The sequence below is a fragment of the Streptomyces sp. NPDC005494 genome, assembly GCF_042872025.1.
GTDB lineage: Bacteria > Actinomycetota > Actinomycetes > Streptomycetales > Streptomycetaceae > Streptomyces.
This window is the reverse complement of sequence record NZ_JBIAJR010000003.1, coordinates 404798-419276: the sequence shown is the minus strand read 5'-3', so window position 1 is coordinate 419276 and position 14479 is coordinate 404798. Positions and strand designations below refer to the sequence as shown.

16 protein-coding genes are annotated in these 14479 nt (G+C 72.3%); 6 read left to right on the top strand and 10 right to left on the bottom strand.

The window, feature by feature from the left end:
* Positions 1-25: 25 nt before the first annotated feature.
* From ACFYQ6_RS11845 to sigE, 3 genes are all read right to left on the bottom strand, one after another.
* The gene (locus tag ACFYQ6_RS11845) at positions 26-1993 is read right to left on the bottom strand and encodes a trypsin-like peptidase domain-containing protein (RefSeq protein ID WP_388762712.1); all 1968 of its coding nucleotides are present in this window, start codon (positions 1991-1993) and stop codon (positions 26-28) included.
* Positions 1994-2082: 89 nt separating this feature from the next.
* Entirely contained in the window at positions 2083-3042 is a 960-nt protein-coding gene (locus tag ACFYQ6_RS11840) for an anti-sigma factor family protein (RefSeq protein WP_388762709.1), read from the bottom strand.
* Entirely contained in the window at positions 3039-3800 is a 762-nt protein-coding gene (gene sigE, locus ACFYQ6_RS11835) for an RNA polymerase sigma factor SigE (protein WP_329232551.1), read from the bottom strand. The genes ACFYQ6_RS11840 and sigE overlap by 4 nt, the downstream gene beginning before the upstream one ends.
* Before the next feature lie 178 nt (positions 3801-3978).
* On the opposite strand from sigE, the gene ACFYQ6_RS11830 reads away from it, so the two are divergent.
* The gene (locus ACFYQ6_RS11830; RefSeq protein WP_145803469.1) at positions 3979-4644 is read left to right on the top strand and encodes an O-methyltransferase; all 666 of its coding nucleotides are present in this window, start codon (positions 3979-3981) and stop codon (positions 4642-4644) included.
* A 132-nt stretch (positions 4645-4776) separates the two neighbouring features.
* Here the strand turns inward: ACFYQ6_RS11830 and ACFYQ6_RS11825 are convergent, their stop codons facing one another.
* A complete protein-coding gene (locus ACFYQ6_RS11825) occupies positions 4777-4944 on the bottom strand; it encodes a DUF3117 domain-containing protein (RefSeq protein WP_018105485.1) in 168 nt (55 codons plus the stop codon).
* A 314-nt stretch (positions 4945-5258) separates the two neighbouring features.
* Between ACFYQ6_RS11825 and ACFYQ6_RS11820 the strand changes: the two genes are divergently transcribed.
* Complete coding sequence (locus ACFYQ6_RS11820; RefSeq protein ID WP_361580113.1) at positions 5259-6068, top strand: enoyl-CoA hydratase-related protein; 810 nt, start codon at positions 5259-5261, stop codon at positions 6066-6068.
* Between the two features lie 20 nt (positions 6069-6088).
* Here ACFYQ6_RS11820 and ACFYQ6_RS11815 read toward each other — a convergent pair whose 3' ends face one another.
* A complete protein-coding gene (locus tag ACFYQ6_RS11815; RefSeq protein WP_361580111.1) occupies positions 6089-6670 on the bottom strand; it encodes a DNA-3-methyladenine glycosylase I in 582 nt (193 codons plus the stop codon).
* Positions 6667-7062 (bottom strand): DivIVA domain-containing protein, encoded by a 396-nt coding sequence (locus ACFYQ6_RS11810; protein ID WP_388763021.1) that lies wholly within the window; start codon positions 7060-7062, stop codon positions 6667-6669. Before ACFYQ6_RS11810 ends, ACFYQ6_RS11815 begins: the two co-directional genes overlap by 4 nt.
* Before the next feature lie 96 nt (positions 7063-7158).
* On the opposite strand from ACFYQ6_RS11810, the gene folP reads away from it, so the two are divergent.
* Positions 7159-8031 (top strand): dihydropteroate synthase, encoded by an 873-nt coding sequence (gene folP / locus ACFYQ6_RS11805; protein ID WP_361580109.1) that lies wholly within the window; start codon positions 7159-7161, stop codon positions 8029-8031.
* Between the two features lie 112 nt (positions 8032-8143).
* Here the strand turns inward: folP and ACFYQ6_RS11800 are convergent, their stop codons facing one another.
* Positions 8144-8929 (bottom strand): TIGR00730 family Rossman fold protein, encoded by a 786-nt coding sequence (locus ACFYQ6_RS11800; protein ID WP_361580107.1) that lies wholly within the window; start codon positions 8927-8929, stop codon positions 8144-8146.
* A gap of 85 nt (positions 8930-9014) precedes the next feature.
* Complete coding sequence (dapE, locus tag ACFYQ6_RS11795) at positions 9015-10094, bottom strand: succinyl-diaminopimelate desuccinylase (protein ID WP_388762703.1); 1080 nt, start codon at positions 10092-10094, stop codon at positions 9015-9017.
* A 62-nt stretch (positions 10095-10156) separates the two neighbouring features.
* Between dapE and ACFYQ6_RS11790 the strand changes: the two genes are divergently transcribed.
* Positions 10157-11053 (top strand): hypothetical protein, encoded by an 897-nt coding sequence (locus ACFYQ6_RS11790; RefSeq protein WP_361580103.1) that lies wholly within the window; start codon positions 10157-10159, stop codon positions 11051-11053.
* Positions 11054-11362: 309 nt separating this feature from the next.
* Complete coding sequence (locus tag ACFYQ6_RS11785; RefSeq protein WP_356737956.1) at positions 11363-11695, top strand: ATP-binding protein; 333 nt, start codon at positions 11363-11365, stop codon at positions 11693-11695.
* Positions 11696-11805: 110 nt separating this feature from the next.
* On the opposite strand, the gene dapC is transcribed toward ACFYQ6_RS11785, so the two are convergent.
* The gene (gene dapC / locus ACFYQ6_RS11780) at positions 11806-12909 is read right to left on the bottom strand and encodes a succinyldiaminopimelate transaminase (protein WP_388762699.1); all 1104 of its coding nucleotides are present in this window, start codon (positions 12907-12909) and stop codon (positions 11806-11808) included.
* Between the two features lie 100 nt (positions 12910-13009).
* The gene (fdxA, locus tag ACFYQ6_RS11775) at positions 13010-13330 is read right to left on the bottom strand and encodes a ferredoxin (RefSeq protein WP_014154250.1); all 321 of its coding nucleotides are present in this window, start codon (positions 13328-13330) and stop codon (positions 13010-13012) included.
* Positions 13331-13448: 118 nt separating this feature from the next.
* On the opposite strand from fdxA, the gene ACFYQ6_RS11770 reads away from it, so the two are divergent.
* The gene (locus tag ACFYQ6_RS11770; protein WP_361580099.1) at positions 13449-14450 is read left to right on the top strand and encodes a GNAT family N-acetyltransferase; all 1002 of its coding nucleotides are present in this window, start codon (positions 13449-13451) and stop codon (positions 14448-14450) included.
* Positions 14451-14479 lie beyond the last annotated feature (29 nt).

Genomic DNA, 14479 nt, shown 5'->3' with positions numbered 1-14479 from the left:
TCCGTGCGGTACCTGCCGGTGTCCGTCAGGTGCCGCTCGACGAACCCAGGGTCAACGTCTTGGACAGCTCCTCACCACCGCGGGTCAGCCGGAGAGCGAGCCGGTCGCCCGGCCGGTGGGCGCGGATCTTGACGATCAGCTCCTCGCCGCTGTGCACGCGCTGGCCCTCCACGGCGGTGATGACGTCGCCCGCCCGGATGCCCGCCTTGTCGGCGGGGCCTCCCTCCGTCACGGCCGCTCCGCCGTCGGCGGCCTTGCCGCCGACCTTGGCTCCGTCGCCGGTGAACTCCATGTCCAGCGTGACGCCGATCACGGGGTGGGTGGCCTTGCCGGTGTTGATCAGCTCCTCGGCGACCCGCTTGCCCTGGTTGATCGGTATCGCGAAGCCGAGGCCGATGGAGCCCGACTGGCCGCCGTCGGCACCGGAGGCGCTGTCGGCGGCGCGGATGGCGCTGTTGATGCCGATGACATGGGCCCGGGAGTCGACCAGCGGGCCGCCCGAGTTGCCGGGGTTGATCGGGGCGTCGGTCTGCAGGGCGTCGACGTAACTGACGTCGGTGCCGTCGCCCTTCTCGCCGCCGGCGGTGATGGGCCGCTGCTTGGCGCTGATGATGCCCGAGGTGACCGTGTTGGACAGGTCGAAGGGGGCGCCGATGGCCACCACCGGGTCGCCCACCTGGACGTTGTCGGAGTTGCCGAGCGGCAGCGGCTTGAGACCCGAGACGCCGGTCACCTTGACCACGGCGAGGTCGTACCCGCTGTCCTTGCCGACGATCTCGGCGGACGCGGTCTCCCCTCCGCTGAAGGTGACCGTGATGTCGCCGGTGGAGCCCGCGGGGGCGACCACATGGTTGTTGGTGAGGATGTGGCCCTTGCCGTCGAGGACGAAGCCGGTTCCGGTGCCCGATTCGCCCGAGCCGCTGACGTGCAGGGTGACCACGCTGGGCAGCGCGCTCGCGGCGATACCGGCGACGCTCTCGGGCGCCCGGCCGCCGTCGTCGCGTCCCGCCTGGGGGAGGTCGACCGTGGTGAGGCCGCCGTTGCGCTCGACGTAGGCGCCGATGCCGCCACCGATCCCGCCCGCGACGAGGGCGAGCAGCGCGGCGCCGACGAGGACGGACCCCCGGCGGCCCCTGCGAGGCCGGCTCTCGGGTCCCTGGTGGCTGAGGGGCTGTTGCGGCTGCGGACCTTGCTGGGCCTGCTGAGGCGCACCCCAGGGGTCGTAGCGCAGCCACTGCGAGGGCTGCTGCGGTGCCTGCGGGCCCAGGTGCGGCTGCTGAGCCTGCGCGGAGGGCTGAGGGGGCACCGTGGGGTGCGGGTGCGGCGCCGCGTGGGACTGCGGAGGAGGCGCGTAGCCCTCGCCGCCGACCGCCTGGCCGGCCGGCGCCGGGGCGGGTGCGGGTGCGGGTGCGGGTGCGGTCATCCCGTGCCCGTTCGTGCCCGCGTACGGCGGGGGTACGGGGGTGCCCTGAGCCGGAGTCGGCACCGGACGCTGCACGGGCGGCGCGGGCGCCCACGGTCCCGGGCCGCCGTAGGGCGGGGTGCTGTACTCGTCCGGCGCGTGCAGGGGCTGAGCACGTGGCGCGGGAGTGGTCGTGGCAGCGGGGGCCGCGGGAACGTCCGGCCCGACGGCGAGCGGAGCTGCCGGGGCGTCGGGAGCCGCGGAGGCGGGAACGTCCGGCCCGGCGACGAGTGGGGCTGCAGGCTCCCGGGTGGCCGGCTCGGCGGGTGCCGGGGGCGCGGGTGTGTAGTCCTCGGGCTCGGTACGGGCCGCCCGCTCCGCAGTCACGGGCCCGGAGGCCGACGGCGCGGCGGGAGCCGGAGGCGCGTGCAGGTAGTCCTCGGCCCCGGCGGACGGCGCGGGCGAGCCGGCGGTCTCGTCCGCCGCGCCGGTGGCGGGTGCGGAGGCCTCCGGTTCGGCCGGGCCCGACCGCCCCGTCGAGGGACGGCTCCACCACTTCGTCTTCGCCCCGCTGGGCCTACCGTCGTCCATGCTCTCCCCGCAACTGGCCCTTGCACGCCCCACAGAGGCGTCCCACCCGGAATTCAACCAGGTTTGCGAATCGGTGCGCAGGCCGCCGGTCAGCGCAGTGGGGAAAGGGGCATGGCGCGGTCGTACAGCTGCGGGACCGCGGCCGTGGCGGAGGGCGCGGCCTGCTTCAGGTCCCCTCCCCCGCCGGGTGCGGCCGAATAGAGCGGGCCGGCGTCGGTCGGGCGTATGAGCGGCGGCACACTCACGTTCAGCACGGGGAAGGTGTACGTGCCCCCGGTGAGCGCCGACGTGCTGAGCAGCGAGGGCGCGGACGCGAGCACGGGCCGGCCGGAGGCGGAGGGAGCGGGGCCGACGGACCCTTCCCTGCCCCCCTGCACGGCGAGCGCGCCGCCACCGCTGCGGCTGGCCGCGGTTCCGGCGCCACCGGTCCGCTCCTGCGCGTCGAGCGGGATCGCGCTGCTGCCCGCGCCCTCGGCGCTGAAGGGAGCCTCGGGGCTGTAGTCGAGCGGGAGGGCACCTCCGAGCGCGATGGCCGCGAGCGACACGGCGCTGGCCGCGGCGAACGCGAAGCGGCGGGCGCGCCAAGGAGAACGGTCGGCCTCGCGGGTGACGTCATGGATGCGGAAGCCGCGGCCGGACGAGCCGCCCGGGAGCACCGCGGTCGAACCGTGGGCCGTGGGGAGGTAGCCGAAGCCGTCCAGCGGCGAGCGTCCCTGGTCGGGGCCACCGGGCTGCATCACGGGGAAGATGCCGTCCCCGAAACGGCGGCTGCCGCCGAAGGGGCCGTCGGAGCCGTCCTCGTCGGTGCCGGAGCCCCCGGGCAGACCCTGTAGCCGGGCGAGGAAACCCTCGGAGGGCGAGGGGGCCGCCGAGGTCGCGAAGGCGCTCTTCAGCCGCCGCTGGGCGTCGGCTTCGGCCTTGCAGCGCGAACAGGTCGCGAGATGGGCCAGAACCCGTTCCCGGGCGTCGTGTTTGAGCTCGCCGTCGACAAGCGCGGCGAGCCGGTCCCCGAGATGCTGCTCCGCGGGGGTCGGACTTGTGCCACTCACGCCGTTCCGCCCTCCCCTGCCAGGACCGCGTCCGCCAGGGAACGCTGCTCGGCGCGGGCCTCGGGCGAACGGTGTTGGAGTGCCTTGCGCAGGTGCGAGCGGCCACGGTGGATACGGCTGCGTACCGTGCCGAGCTTGACGCCGAGCGTGGCGGCGATCTCCTCGTAGGAGAGGCCTTCGATGTCACAGAGGACGACCGCGGCACGGAACTCGGGCGCGAGGGTGTCCAGCGCCTGCTGGACGTCCGCGTCGAAGTGCGTGTCGTTGAAGACCTGCTGCGGAGACGGCTCACGGCTCGGCAGGCGCTCGGCGGCGTCGTCCCCGAGCGAGTCGAAACGGATCCGCTGCTTGCGGCGGACCATGTCCAGGAAGAGATTCGTCGTGATCCTGTGCAGCCAGCCCTCGAAGGTGCCGGGCGTGTAGGTCGACAGCGACCGGAAGACGCGGACGAAGACTTCCTGGGTGAGGTCCTCGGCGTCGTGCTGGTTACCCGTCAGCCGGTAGGCGAGGCGGTACACACGGGCGCTGTGCGTGCTGACGATCTCTTCCCATGAGGGCGGGGTCCACGCCTGGGAATCCGCATCTGAGGCGAAGGTCGCGGTCGGTGCGGAATCGTTGGAAGAACGGTCAGCAATGTCGGTCACGGATTTCGGCTCACCCGCCGACCTGAGAAAGCGCCGCAGCGCTCCTCTCCGATCCACAGGCGCAGCCGCACCTCCCCTATCGGCTCTGGTGGTGTCCAGTGGAGCCCCTACCATAGCCACCTCGCCCGTTAGCTCCGGATAAGCCTTTTACCTGCTGGCGCCCCGGGTCTCCCCTGGAGCAAGAGGCACATTCCGGGCCCGGCCCGAGGGGCCGGTCCAGCCGTTGTCCTCCACCCCCTTCTAACGCCTGGTCCCATCTGCGGGTTCCCGGGTGCAGCGGATACAGTCACCGTTGCGCGAACTACGGGGACAGGAGAGGGTCATTACCGCCAACCGGCAGACGAGCTGGGCATTCGCCGACGCCTTTGTCGCCGAGGAAGAAGCTCTGCTCTGGGCGCGGGACCGGGCCCAGGAATCAGGGCTCCGCCCGGTGTCCTCAGGTACCGGCGCGGCTCTGCGTCTGCTCGCCGCCACCGCGGACGCCAAGGCGGTCGCCGAGATCGGCACCGGGACCGGCGTGTCCGGGATCTATCTGCTGCAGGGCATGCGTCCGGACGGCGTACTGACCACCGTCGATCCGGAGCCCGAGCGCCAGCAGTTCGCCCGGGAGGCGTTCCGTGCGGCCGGGTTCGCCACCAACCGGGCCCGCTTCATCCCCGGCCGCGCCCTCGACGTGCTGCCGCGGCTCGCCGATGGCGGATACGACCTCGTCTTCTGCGACGGTGACCGGCTCGAGAGTCTCGACTGCCTCGCTGAATCGTTGCGCCTGCTACGACCGGGCGGCCTGGTCTGCTTCGAGGGCGTCTTCGCCGACGGACGCACCATCGACTCCGCGGCACAGCCGGCCGAGGTGCTGCGCCTGCGTGAGCTGCTGCGGGCGGTACGCGAGAGCCAGGAGCTCATGGCGACCCTGCTCCCGGTGGGCGACGGCCTGCTGTGCGCGGTGCGGCGCGGCTGACCGGCCGTCGGCCTCCCCGCCTCCGCACACCCCTACTGCCCTCGCGGAAGCAGCCCTCGACGCCCCCCGGCACGCCACTGCCCCGGCACGGAGTCCGTGCCGGGGCAGTGGTGAAGTGTGGGCGCCTGCGCCTCAGCCGACGACCTGCTTGAGTGCGTCGCCAAGTGCGTCGGCCTCGTCCGGAGTCAGCTCGACGACAAGCCGACCGCCGCCTTCGAGCGGAACGCGCATGACGATGCCCCGCCCCTCCTTTGTCACCTCGAGCGGGCCGTCGCCCGTCCGCGGCTTCATGGCCGCCATGCTCGTTCCCCTTCCTGAAACCAGCTCATCGCAGCCGGCGGCCCCATGACAGGCGCTGCCTCACCGGCGTCGAACACAATGCTTCCTCCGCATTATCCCGCATCGAAGACCCCGATGACCAACATCGGCCGGCATCGCTTGCGCAACGCGCTTCCCCAAAACACCCCAATTCGGCGATCCGGCTGCGATACTGCGCCACCCTCGGCCCTCAGCCGAGAGCCAATCGTTAGACGCAGGTCACATGTCCGGCCCGCCGGAAGTCCGCCATGCTTGCCTGGACAGGCACAATGCCGGAGCCCTAAGGAGACCCAGCGATGGCCGACCTGGCCGACACCGTGCTCACGGAAGTGAGCGACGGGCTCGCGACGATCACGATCAACCGCCCCGACGCGATGAACGCCATGAACACGGCAGCGAAGGTCGCGCTCCGCGACGCGCTGCTGGCGGTCGCGGAGGACCCCGCGGTGCGGGCTGTTCTGCTGACCGCCACCGGGCGCGCCTTCTGCGTCGGCCAGGACCTCAAGGAGCACGTCTCCAAGCTGGCCGAGGCGAGCGCGTCGGGCACGGGCAACGCGCTGAGCACCGTACGGGAGCACTACAACCCCATCGTGCGGGCGATCACCGAGATGGAGAAGCCCGTGGTCGCGGGGGTCAACGGGGTCGCCGCCGGGGCGGGCTTCGGCTTCGCTCTCGCCGCCGACTACCGCGTGGTCGCCGACACCGCCGCCTTCAACACGTCCTTCGCGGGCGTGGCGCTGACAGCCGACTCGGGCGTCTCCTGGACCCTGCCCCGGCTGATCGGTGCGAGCCGCGCGACGGATCTGCTGTTCTTCCCGCGTTCGATCTCGGCCCAGGAGGCGTACGAGCTGGGCATCGCGAACAAGGTGGTGCCGGCGGCCGATCTGGCGGCGGAGGCCCGCACCGTGGCCCGCGCGCTGGCGGACGGACCGACGGTGGCGTACGCGGCGCTGAAGGCGTCCGTGGCCTACGGCGCGGGGCACACGCTCTCCGAGACGCTGGAGAAGGAGGACGAGCTCCAGACGAGGGCGGGCGCGTCGCAGGACCACACCATCGCGGTGGAGGCCTTCCTGGCCAAGCAGCCGCCGAAGTATCTGGGCAAGTAGAGGCGTCCGAGGGCGGGCCCTCAGCGCCCGCCCCGGGCCACGCAGTCGGCGAGATGGTCGTCGACCAGGCCGCAGGCCTGCATCAGGGCGTAGGCGGTGGTGGGGCCGACGAAGCGGATGGACCGCTTCTTGAGCTCCTTGGCCAGTGCGGTGGACTCCGGGGTGACGGCGGGGACGTCGGCGAGTGTGCGCGGGGCGGGCCGGGTCACCGGATCCGGGGCGTACGACCAGATCAGCGCGTCCAGCTCTCCCTCGCCCCAGCCGGCCAGCACCTCCGCGTTGGCGAGCGTGGCGTCGATCTTGGCGCGGTTGCGGATGATCCCGGCGTCGGCGAGGAGCCGCTCCCTGTCGGCGTCGGTGAACGCCGCCACCGCGGAGATCTTGAACCCGGAGAAGGCGCTGCGGAAGCCTTCGCGCCGGCGAAGGATCGTCAGCCACGAGAGCCCGGACTGGAACGCCTCCAGGCAGAGCCGTTCGAAGAGCTGGTCGTCACCGTGGACGGGCCGGCCCCACTCGGTGTCGTGATAGGCGAGGTAGTCCTCCGTGGACAGGCTCCACGGGCAGCGCGGGCGGCCGTCCGCTGCGGGTTCGGCCCCGCTCATCGCCCGTCCTCCTCGTCCTGAGGCGTGCCGCTCTCGCCGGTGAGCGGCTCACCGGGCCGTTTGAACAGGTCGGGTCCCGTCACCGCGCTCGCCTGGGCCCCGGCCAGCGTCGACTCCAGCTCGGCGATGTGGGCGTCCCGCTCGGCGAGTTCCGCGCCCAGCCTGTCGAGCGCCTCGTCCACGTCCGCCATGCGGTAGCCACGCACGGACATGGGCAGCCTCATCGCCTCGATGTCCGCACGGCCGACCGGGCGGGTCGCGGGCAACGGGTCGGTGAGCCGCTCGGGCTCGACGTCCTGCAGCACCGCGCTCGTGCCTCCACCGACCACCGCGAGCGTGACCGCGGCCACCACCACGGCCATCGTGAGCAGCAAGAACCAGAACACGTTCATCTCCTCGGGAGCGGCATACCTGTCCGGGTCAGATCGTGCCATGCGCCACTGACAGTTAGGGTCGCAGGCGCAGGCGAGCTACAGGAGGAACCAGGGATGCGAAGCGGTGCGCTCAGGCTGGGGCGGCGGGAATTCGGCCCGAACGAGCCGGTGATCATGGCGATCGTGAACCGGACTCCCGATTCCTTCTACGACCAGGGGGCGACGTTCCGCGACGAGCCCGCGCTCTCCCGCGTCGAGCAGGCGGTGGCCGAGGGCGCCGCGATCATCGACATCGGCGGGGTGAAGGCGGGCCCCGGCGAAGAGGTGACGGCACAGGAGGAGGCACGCCGCACGGTGGGCTTCGTCGCCGAGGTGCGCCGCCGCCATCCCGACGTGGTGATCAGCGTGGACACCTGGCGGCACGACGTGGGCGATGCGGTCTGCGAGGCGGGGGCGGACCTGCTGAACGACGCGTGGGGCGGCGTCGACCCGAAGCTGGCGGAGGTGGCGTCACGCCATGGAGCGGGACTCGTGTGCACCCACGCGGGCGGCGCCGAACCGCGTACCCGCCCTCACCGGGTGACGTACGACGACGTCATGGCGGACATCCTGCGGGTGACCGTGGGCCTGGCCGAGCGGGCGGTGGAACTCGGGGTCCGCCCGGACGGCATCATGATCGACCCGGGGCACGACTTCGGGAAGAACACCCGGCACTCGCTGGAGGCGACACGCCGGCTGGAGGAGATGACGGCCACGGGATGGCCGGTCCTGGTCTCCCTCTCCAACAAGGACTTCGTCGGAGAGACGCTGGACAAGCCGGTGAAGGAGCGCGTGCTCGGCACGCTCGCGACGACGGCCGTGTCCGCGTGGCTGGGCGCGCGCGTCTACCGGGTGCACGAGGTCGCGGAGACCCGGCAGGTCCTGGACATGGTGGCGTCCATCGCGGGCCACCGCGCGCCCGCCGTGGCGCGCCGGGGGCTGGCCTGATCCGAACGAAAGACCCTGGGGCCGAGCGGGAGGGCGGAGCCGGCCCGGGTCCGGCGCCGGACGCGCCTCCCGGGCCTGCGGTGGCCGGGGGGCGGGTCCGGGTGCGGGGTCTCTAGCGGCCGACCTCCTTGGTCACCAGCCGGACCGCCTCGTCCACGTCGTCCGTGACGTGGAACAGCATGAGGTCCCGCTCGGACGCCTTGCCCCCCGCCACCACCGTGTCCCGCAGCCAGTCCACCAGGCCGCCCCAGTACGCCGTGCCGAACAGGACGATCGGGAAGCGCGTCACCTTGCCCGTCTGCACCAGCGTCAGGGCCTCGAAGAGCTCGTCCAGGGTGCCCAGGCCGCCCGGCAGGACGACGAAGCCCTGCGCGTACTTCACGAACATCGTCTTGCGCACGAAGAAGTAGCGGAAGTTGACGCCGATGTCGACGTGGGGGTTCAGCCCCGACTCGAAGGGCAGCTCGATGCCGAGCCCGACGGAGACGCCCTTGGCCTCCCGGGCCCCCTTGTTCGCGGCCTCCATCGCCCCTGGGCCGCCCCCCGTGATGACGGCGAATCCCGCCTCGACGAGCGCCTTGCCGATCTGTACGCCCGCCTCGTAGTCGGGCCCGCCCGCCGGGGTGCGCGCGGAGCCGAAGACGCTGATGGCGCTGGGCAGTTCCGCCAGCGCGCCGAAGCCCTCGACGAACTCCGACTGGATCCGCATGACCCGCCAGGGGTCGGTGTGGACCCATTCGGAGTCGCCCTCGGAGTCCAGCAGCCTCTGATCGGTCGTGCCCGGCTGGACCTGGTCCCTGCGACGCAGTACCGGCCCCAGTCGCTGTTCCTCGGGCTTCACCGCACCCTCGGGAATCTGCGCGCCCTCGGGGATCCGTGCGTCCTCCGGGTTGCCCATGACCTGCTCCCTCCGCCGACCTGCGTTGTGCGTGTGTCGCTTCAGCGTAGATCGGCGGAGGTTACGTGCAGGGGAATGCCGTGAGTCAGCTGGTGAGCCAGGAGCGCAGACGCTCCTCGCAGTGCGTGATCCGCTCGACCCGCACGTGCTCGTCCCGCTTGTGGGCGAAGAGGGGGTCGCCCGGACCGTAGTTCACGGCGGGGACGCCCAGGGAGCCGAACCGGGCCACGTCCGTCCAGCCGAACTTGGGCCGCGCGACGCCACCGACCGCCTCCATGAAGGCCTTGGCGGCGGGGTGCGAGAGACCCGGCATCGCGGCGCCGGTGTGGTCGTCCACGACGAACTCGTCGACGCCGCAGTCCGCGAAGACCTCCTGGACGTGCGCCTCGGCCTGCTCCGCCGTGATGTCCGGGGCGTAGCGGTAGTTGACGACCAGGGTGCAGGCGTCCGGGATGACGTTGGTGGCGACGCCGCCCTCGATGCCCACGGCGTTGAGCCCTTCGCGGTACTCCAGCCCGTCGATGACCGGGCGGCGCGGCTCGTACGCGGCCAGCCGGGCCAGTGCCGGGGCGGTCGCGTGGATCGCGTTGGACCCCATCCAGCCGCGAGCGGAGTGGGCCCGCTCGCCCGTGAAGCGCAGATGGACGCGGAGCGTGCCCTGGCAGCCGCCCTCGACCTCACCGTTGGAGCCCTCCAGGAGGACGGCGAAGTCCGCCGCGAGCCACTCCGGGTGCGCCTCGGCCACGTGTCCGAGGCCGTTCAGGTGGGCGGCGACCTCTTCGTTGTCGTAGAAGATGAAGGTGAGGTCGCGGTTGGGCTCCGGCACGGTCGCCGCGATCCGCAGCTGGACGGCGACGCCCGACTTCATGTCGGAGCTCCCGCATCCCCACAGCACCCCGTCGTCGTCGAGCCTGGACGGCACGTTGTCCGCGATCGGGACGGTGTCGATGTGCCCCGCCAGCACGACGCGCTCGGCACGGCCGAGGTTCGTCCTGGCCACGATGTTGTTGCCGTGGCGGTCGACGGTCAGATGCGGCAGCGGGCGCAGGGCCGCCTCGATGGCGTCGGCGAGGTCCTTCTCCTGCCCGCTGACCGACGGGAAGTCGACCAGCCGAGCGGTGAGCGCCGGGCCGTCCAGTGCGAGGTCGAGCGAGTGTCCATCCATGGTCACGAGCCTAAGGGACTTCGGTCTCGGCCCCCGTCGTACCCTCCAGTACGGTTGGCCCCGTGCCCCGGACCACCTCCGCTCCCCGCCGCAGCCTCCTCTTCCGAGTCATGGCCGCCTTCGCCGTGCTCGTGGCCCTGGCCGGCTATCTGGCCGTGCAGTACCTCTCCGGCTACAAAGGGGCTCCCCGCTGCACCGTGGGCCCGGCCGACGGGGGCGAGGGGCGCACGTACGAGCTGTCTCCCGACCAGGCCGCCAACGCCGCGACGATCTCCGCCGTGGGCATGACGCGCGGGCTGCCGGAGCGCGCGGTGACGATCGCGCTGGCGACCGCTCTCCAGGAGTCCGCCCTGCGCAACATCGACCACGGCGACCGGGACTCGCTCGGGCTCTTCCAGCAGCGCCCTTCACAGGGCTGGGGAACGCCGAAGCAGATCATGGACCCGGTCTACTCGGCCGGGAAGTTCTACGAGCACCTCGCCGAGGTCCCCGGCTACTCGCGGCTGCCGCTGACCGTCGCGGCCCAGCGCGTCCAGAAGAGCGGCTTCCCGCAGGCGTACGCCAAGCACGAGCCGGACGCCACCCTGCTGTCCGCCGCCCTGACCGGGCGCGCGCCCGCCTCGCTGACCTGCTCGCTGTCGACGGAGCCGGGCGCGGGCCCGGGGGACGCGGCCGAGGTGCGGGCGGACCTGGTACGCGCCTTCGGCAAGGACGTCCTGCCCTCCACGAGGTCGGCGGGCGCCGCTGCCGCGAGCACGGTGTCGGTGCCCGTGCGGGCCGGGGACGATTCGGCCTCCCGGCGCGGCTGGGAGCTCGCCCACTGGGCGGTCGCCCGGGCCGGCACGCTGCGGATCGAGGAGGTCTCGTACGACGGCCGGATATGGACCGGTGACACGGGCTGGCGCAGCGAGCGTTCGGAATCGGCCCGCGGCACCGTCCGAATGCGGCTCGCTCAGTAGTACGGGCCGTCATCCGTACGGGCCGTACGCCACCGCCCCGAACCACTGCCCGAGCGGCCGATCCCCCGCCCCCGCCGAGCCCTGTATTTCCTTACGCGTAAAGGGGAGGGACGGTTCATCAGGCCCTCGACGCATGCCCCGTTCGCCCGGGTTCCTCCATTGCGGATTATCTGACGCATTACCGACTCTTTACCTCGGTGCCCCGCAACCTTCCCCGCCCCCCGGCCTGTTGTTCAGTGCGTCCGATCAACCGGACAGGCAGATTCCACATCTGCCACGACACTGTCGACGTCCCGCCGAAGGAGCATCATGTCCCTCCCCCTGACCCGTCGGATCGCCCGTGCCGCGCTGCTGATCGCCGCGGGTGCGGCCCCCGTGGTCGGCGCGGCCGGTGCCGCGGGCGCCGCGGGGCTGCCGCAGACCCCCGCGCTCGGCGGCCTCACCTCGCTCGACGGCGCCGGTCTCAGCAGCACGGTGGACTCCACCGCGAAGCAGGGCTCCGAGGTCGCGAACGAGACCGGCGGCAAGGTGGTCGGCACGACCCTGCCCGCCGCGGGCAAGACCCTGGAGAAGGCCGGCACCGTGACCGACGGCGAGCTGGCTTCCGACAGCCTGCCGGCCAAGGGCCTGCCGATCGGCTGATCCGCCGGCACGCGCGCCGCACGGACACGAAGGGGCCTCGGGAGTGCGCACTCCCGAGGCCCCTCGGCACACCTCCGGGCGGGCACCCCGGCCTCGCCCCCGCGGCAGCTCTACGAAAGCCGCTTGACCGCCGCGTCCACCCGCTCGTCCGTGGCCGTCAGCGCCACCCGCACGAAGTGGCCCCCGGCGGGGCCGTAGAAGTCGCCGGGCGCCACCAGGATGCCGAGCTCGGCCAGATGCGCCACGGTCTCCCAGCACGGCTCGTCCCGCGTGGCCCAGAGGTACAGGCTCGCCTCGCTGTGCTCGATCCGGAAGCCGTGGGCCTCCAGCGCGGCGCGCAGCACCGTACGGCGCCGTGCGTAGCGCTCGCGCTGCTCCGCCACGTGCGTGTCGTCGCCCAGGGCCGCGACCGTGGCCGCCTGGACGGGGGCCGGGGTCATCATCCCGCCGTGCTTGCGGATCTGGAGCAGTTCGCCGAGCACCGCCGCGTCTCCGGCGACGAAGGCCGCGCGGTATCCCGCGAGGTTGGAGCGCTTGGAGAGCGAGTGGACGGCCACGATGCCCTCGTACGTCCCGCCGCAGACGTCCTCGTGGAGCACGGAGACGGGCTCCGCCTCCCAGCCGAGCTCCAGGTAGCACTCGTCGCTGAAGACCAGCACCCCGTGCTCGCGCGCCCAGGCGACGATCCGGGTCAGCTCGTCCTGCGGGAGCACCCGGCCCGTCGGGTTGGACGGCGAGTTGAGCCAGAGCAGCCTGAGCCCCTCGAGGTCCAGCTCCGTCGGGTCGTCGTAGACGACGGGCTCGGCGCCGCAGAGCCGGGCGCCGACCTCGTACGTCGGGTAGGCGAGCCGAGGGTAGGCCACCTTGTCGCCCGCGCCGAGGCCGAGCTGCGTGGGCAGCCAGGCGACCAGTTCCTTGGAGCCGACGACCGGCAGCACGTTCTCGTGCCGGACGCCCACCGCGCCCAGCCGGCGCTCCACCCACCCGGTCAGGGCGTCACGCAGCGCCTCGGTCCCCCACACCGTCGGATAGCCCGGGCTGTCGGCAGCGGCGACCAGCGCCCGCTGGATCAGCTCGGGCACCGGGTCGACGGGCGTGCCGACGGACAGGTCCACGAGACCGTCCGGGTGGGCGACGGCCGTCGCCTTGTAGGGCGCGAGCTTGTCCCAGGGGAAGACGGGGAGACGGGACGACACGGGAACTGCTGCGGACACGGAACTCTGCTTTCTCGTACGGGGGCATGGCTGCCGGAAACACGTCGGCCCCGTACGGTGACGAGCCGTACGGGGCCGGGCGGCGCTCGTGCGGCCGCTGCTACTGGTTCTGCGGCGGCAGCGCGGCGATGAACGCGTGGTCGCGCTCGATGAGACCCAGCTTGGACGCACCACCCGGCGAGCCGAGGTCGTCGAAGAACTCGACGTTGGCCTTGTAGTAGTCCTTCCACTCCTCCGGGGTGTCGTCCTCGTAGAAGATGGCCTCGACCGGGCAGACCGGCTCACAGGCTCCGCAGTCGACGCATTCGTCCGGATGGATGTACAAGGACCGTGAGCCCTCGTAGATGCAGTCGACGGGGCACTCTTCGATGCAGGCCTTGTCCTTCACGTCGACACAAGGCTGCGCGATGACGTAGGTCACGCTGTCGTTCCTCCTCGGTAGGGCGTTGGCTCTCGCGCGGGAGCGCGGCGTCGTCGATGCCCGCCACCTAGTATCTCCGTTCCGGGGCACGATCCGAACAGGAGGGGCGTACAGAGCTGTGGAATTCACCATGGGCGGACAGCTCGAGGTTCGCATGACAGCTGCTGACGTGGGTAAACGCGTCTCGATCCGGCGCGCCGTCGATGCCCCTGGCCAGAGCGCCAAGTTCACCGACACGGTCGGCGTTCTCACATCGTGGGACGCCGGAGTGCTCTCCGTCACGACGAAGAACGGCGAGAGCGTCCACATCGCGGAATCCGCGCTCGTGGCGGGCAAGGTGGTGCCGCCCGCGCCCGCTCGCCGCCGGGGGCCGGCCGCGTCCTTCGCGGAACTCGCCCTGGTCACCGCGCGTGCCTGGCAGCCGGTGGAGAGCGAGACGCTGGGCGGGTGGCGGCTGCGCGCTTCGGCCGGATTCACCCGCCGTGCCAACTCGGTGCTGCCGCTCGGCGATCCGGGGCTCCCGCTCGGCGACGCGCTCGAACGGGTCCGCCACTGGTACGGCGAACGCGGCCTGCCGGCCTACGTCCAGGCCGCGACGGGCGCCGAGGGCACGCAGGAGCTGCTGTGCGCGGGCCTGGAGGAGCACGGGTGGCACCGCGAGGTGACGGCCGACCTCCGGATCGCGGCGCTGGCACCGATCGGGGACCTGGACGCGGACGTCACCGCCGTACGCGTGTCCCGCACGACGGACGACGCGTGGCTCTCGCGCTACCAGCGCTTCGAGACCCCGGGGCCCCATGTGCTGAAGGTGCTGAACAGCGGCCCGTCGGTGTGGTTCGCCTCCGTGCCGGGCGATGATCCGGCGGGACCGCCGGCCGCGATCGGGCGCTGCGTGGCCGACGGCCGCTGGGCGGGCTTCATGGCCGTCGAGGTGGGCCCTGAGTACCGCCGCCGGGGCCTCGCGACAGCCGTCATGGCGGCCCTGGCCCGCACCGCGCTGGACGAAGGCGCCTCGGCCGCATGGCTCCAGGTCGAGACGGACAATGAAGGGGCCGGTGCGCTGTACGAGCGCATGGGCTTCGCCACCCATCACAGTTACCACCACTTCCGGCCCGCGTGACGGAGACAGCAGCAGGGGTACGTGTCACA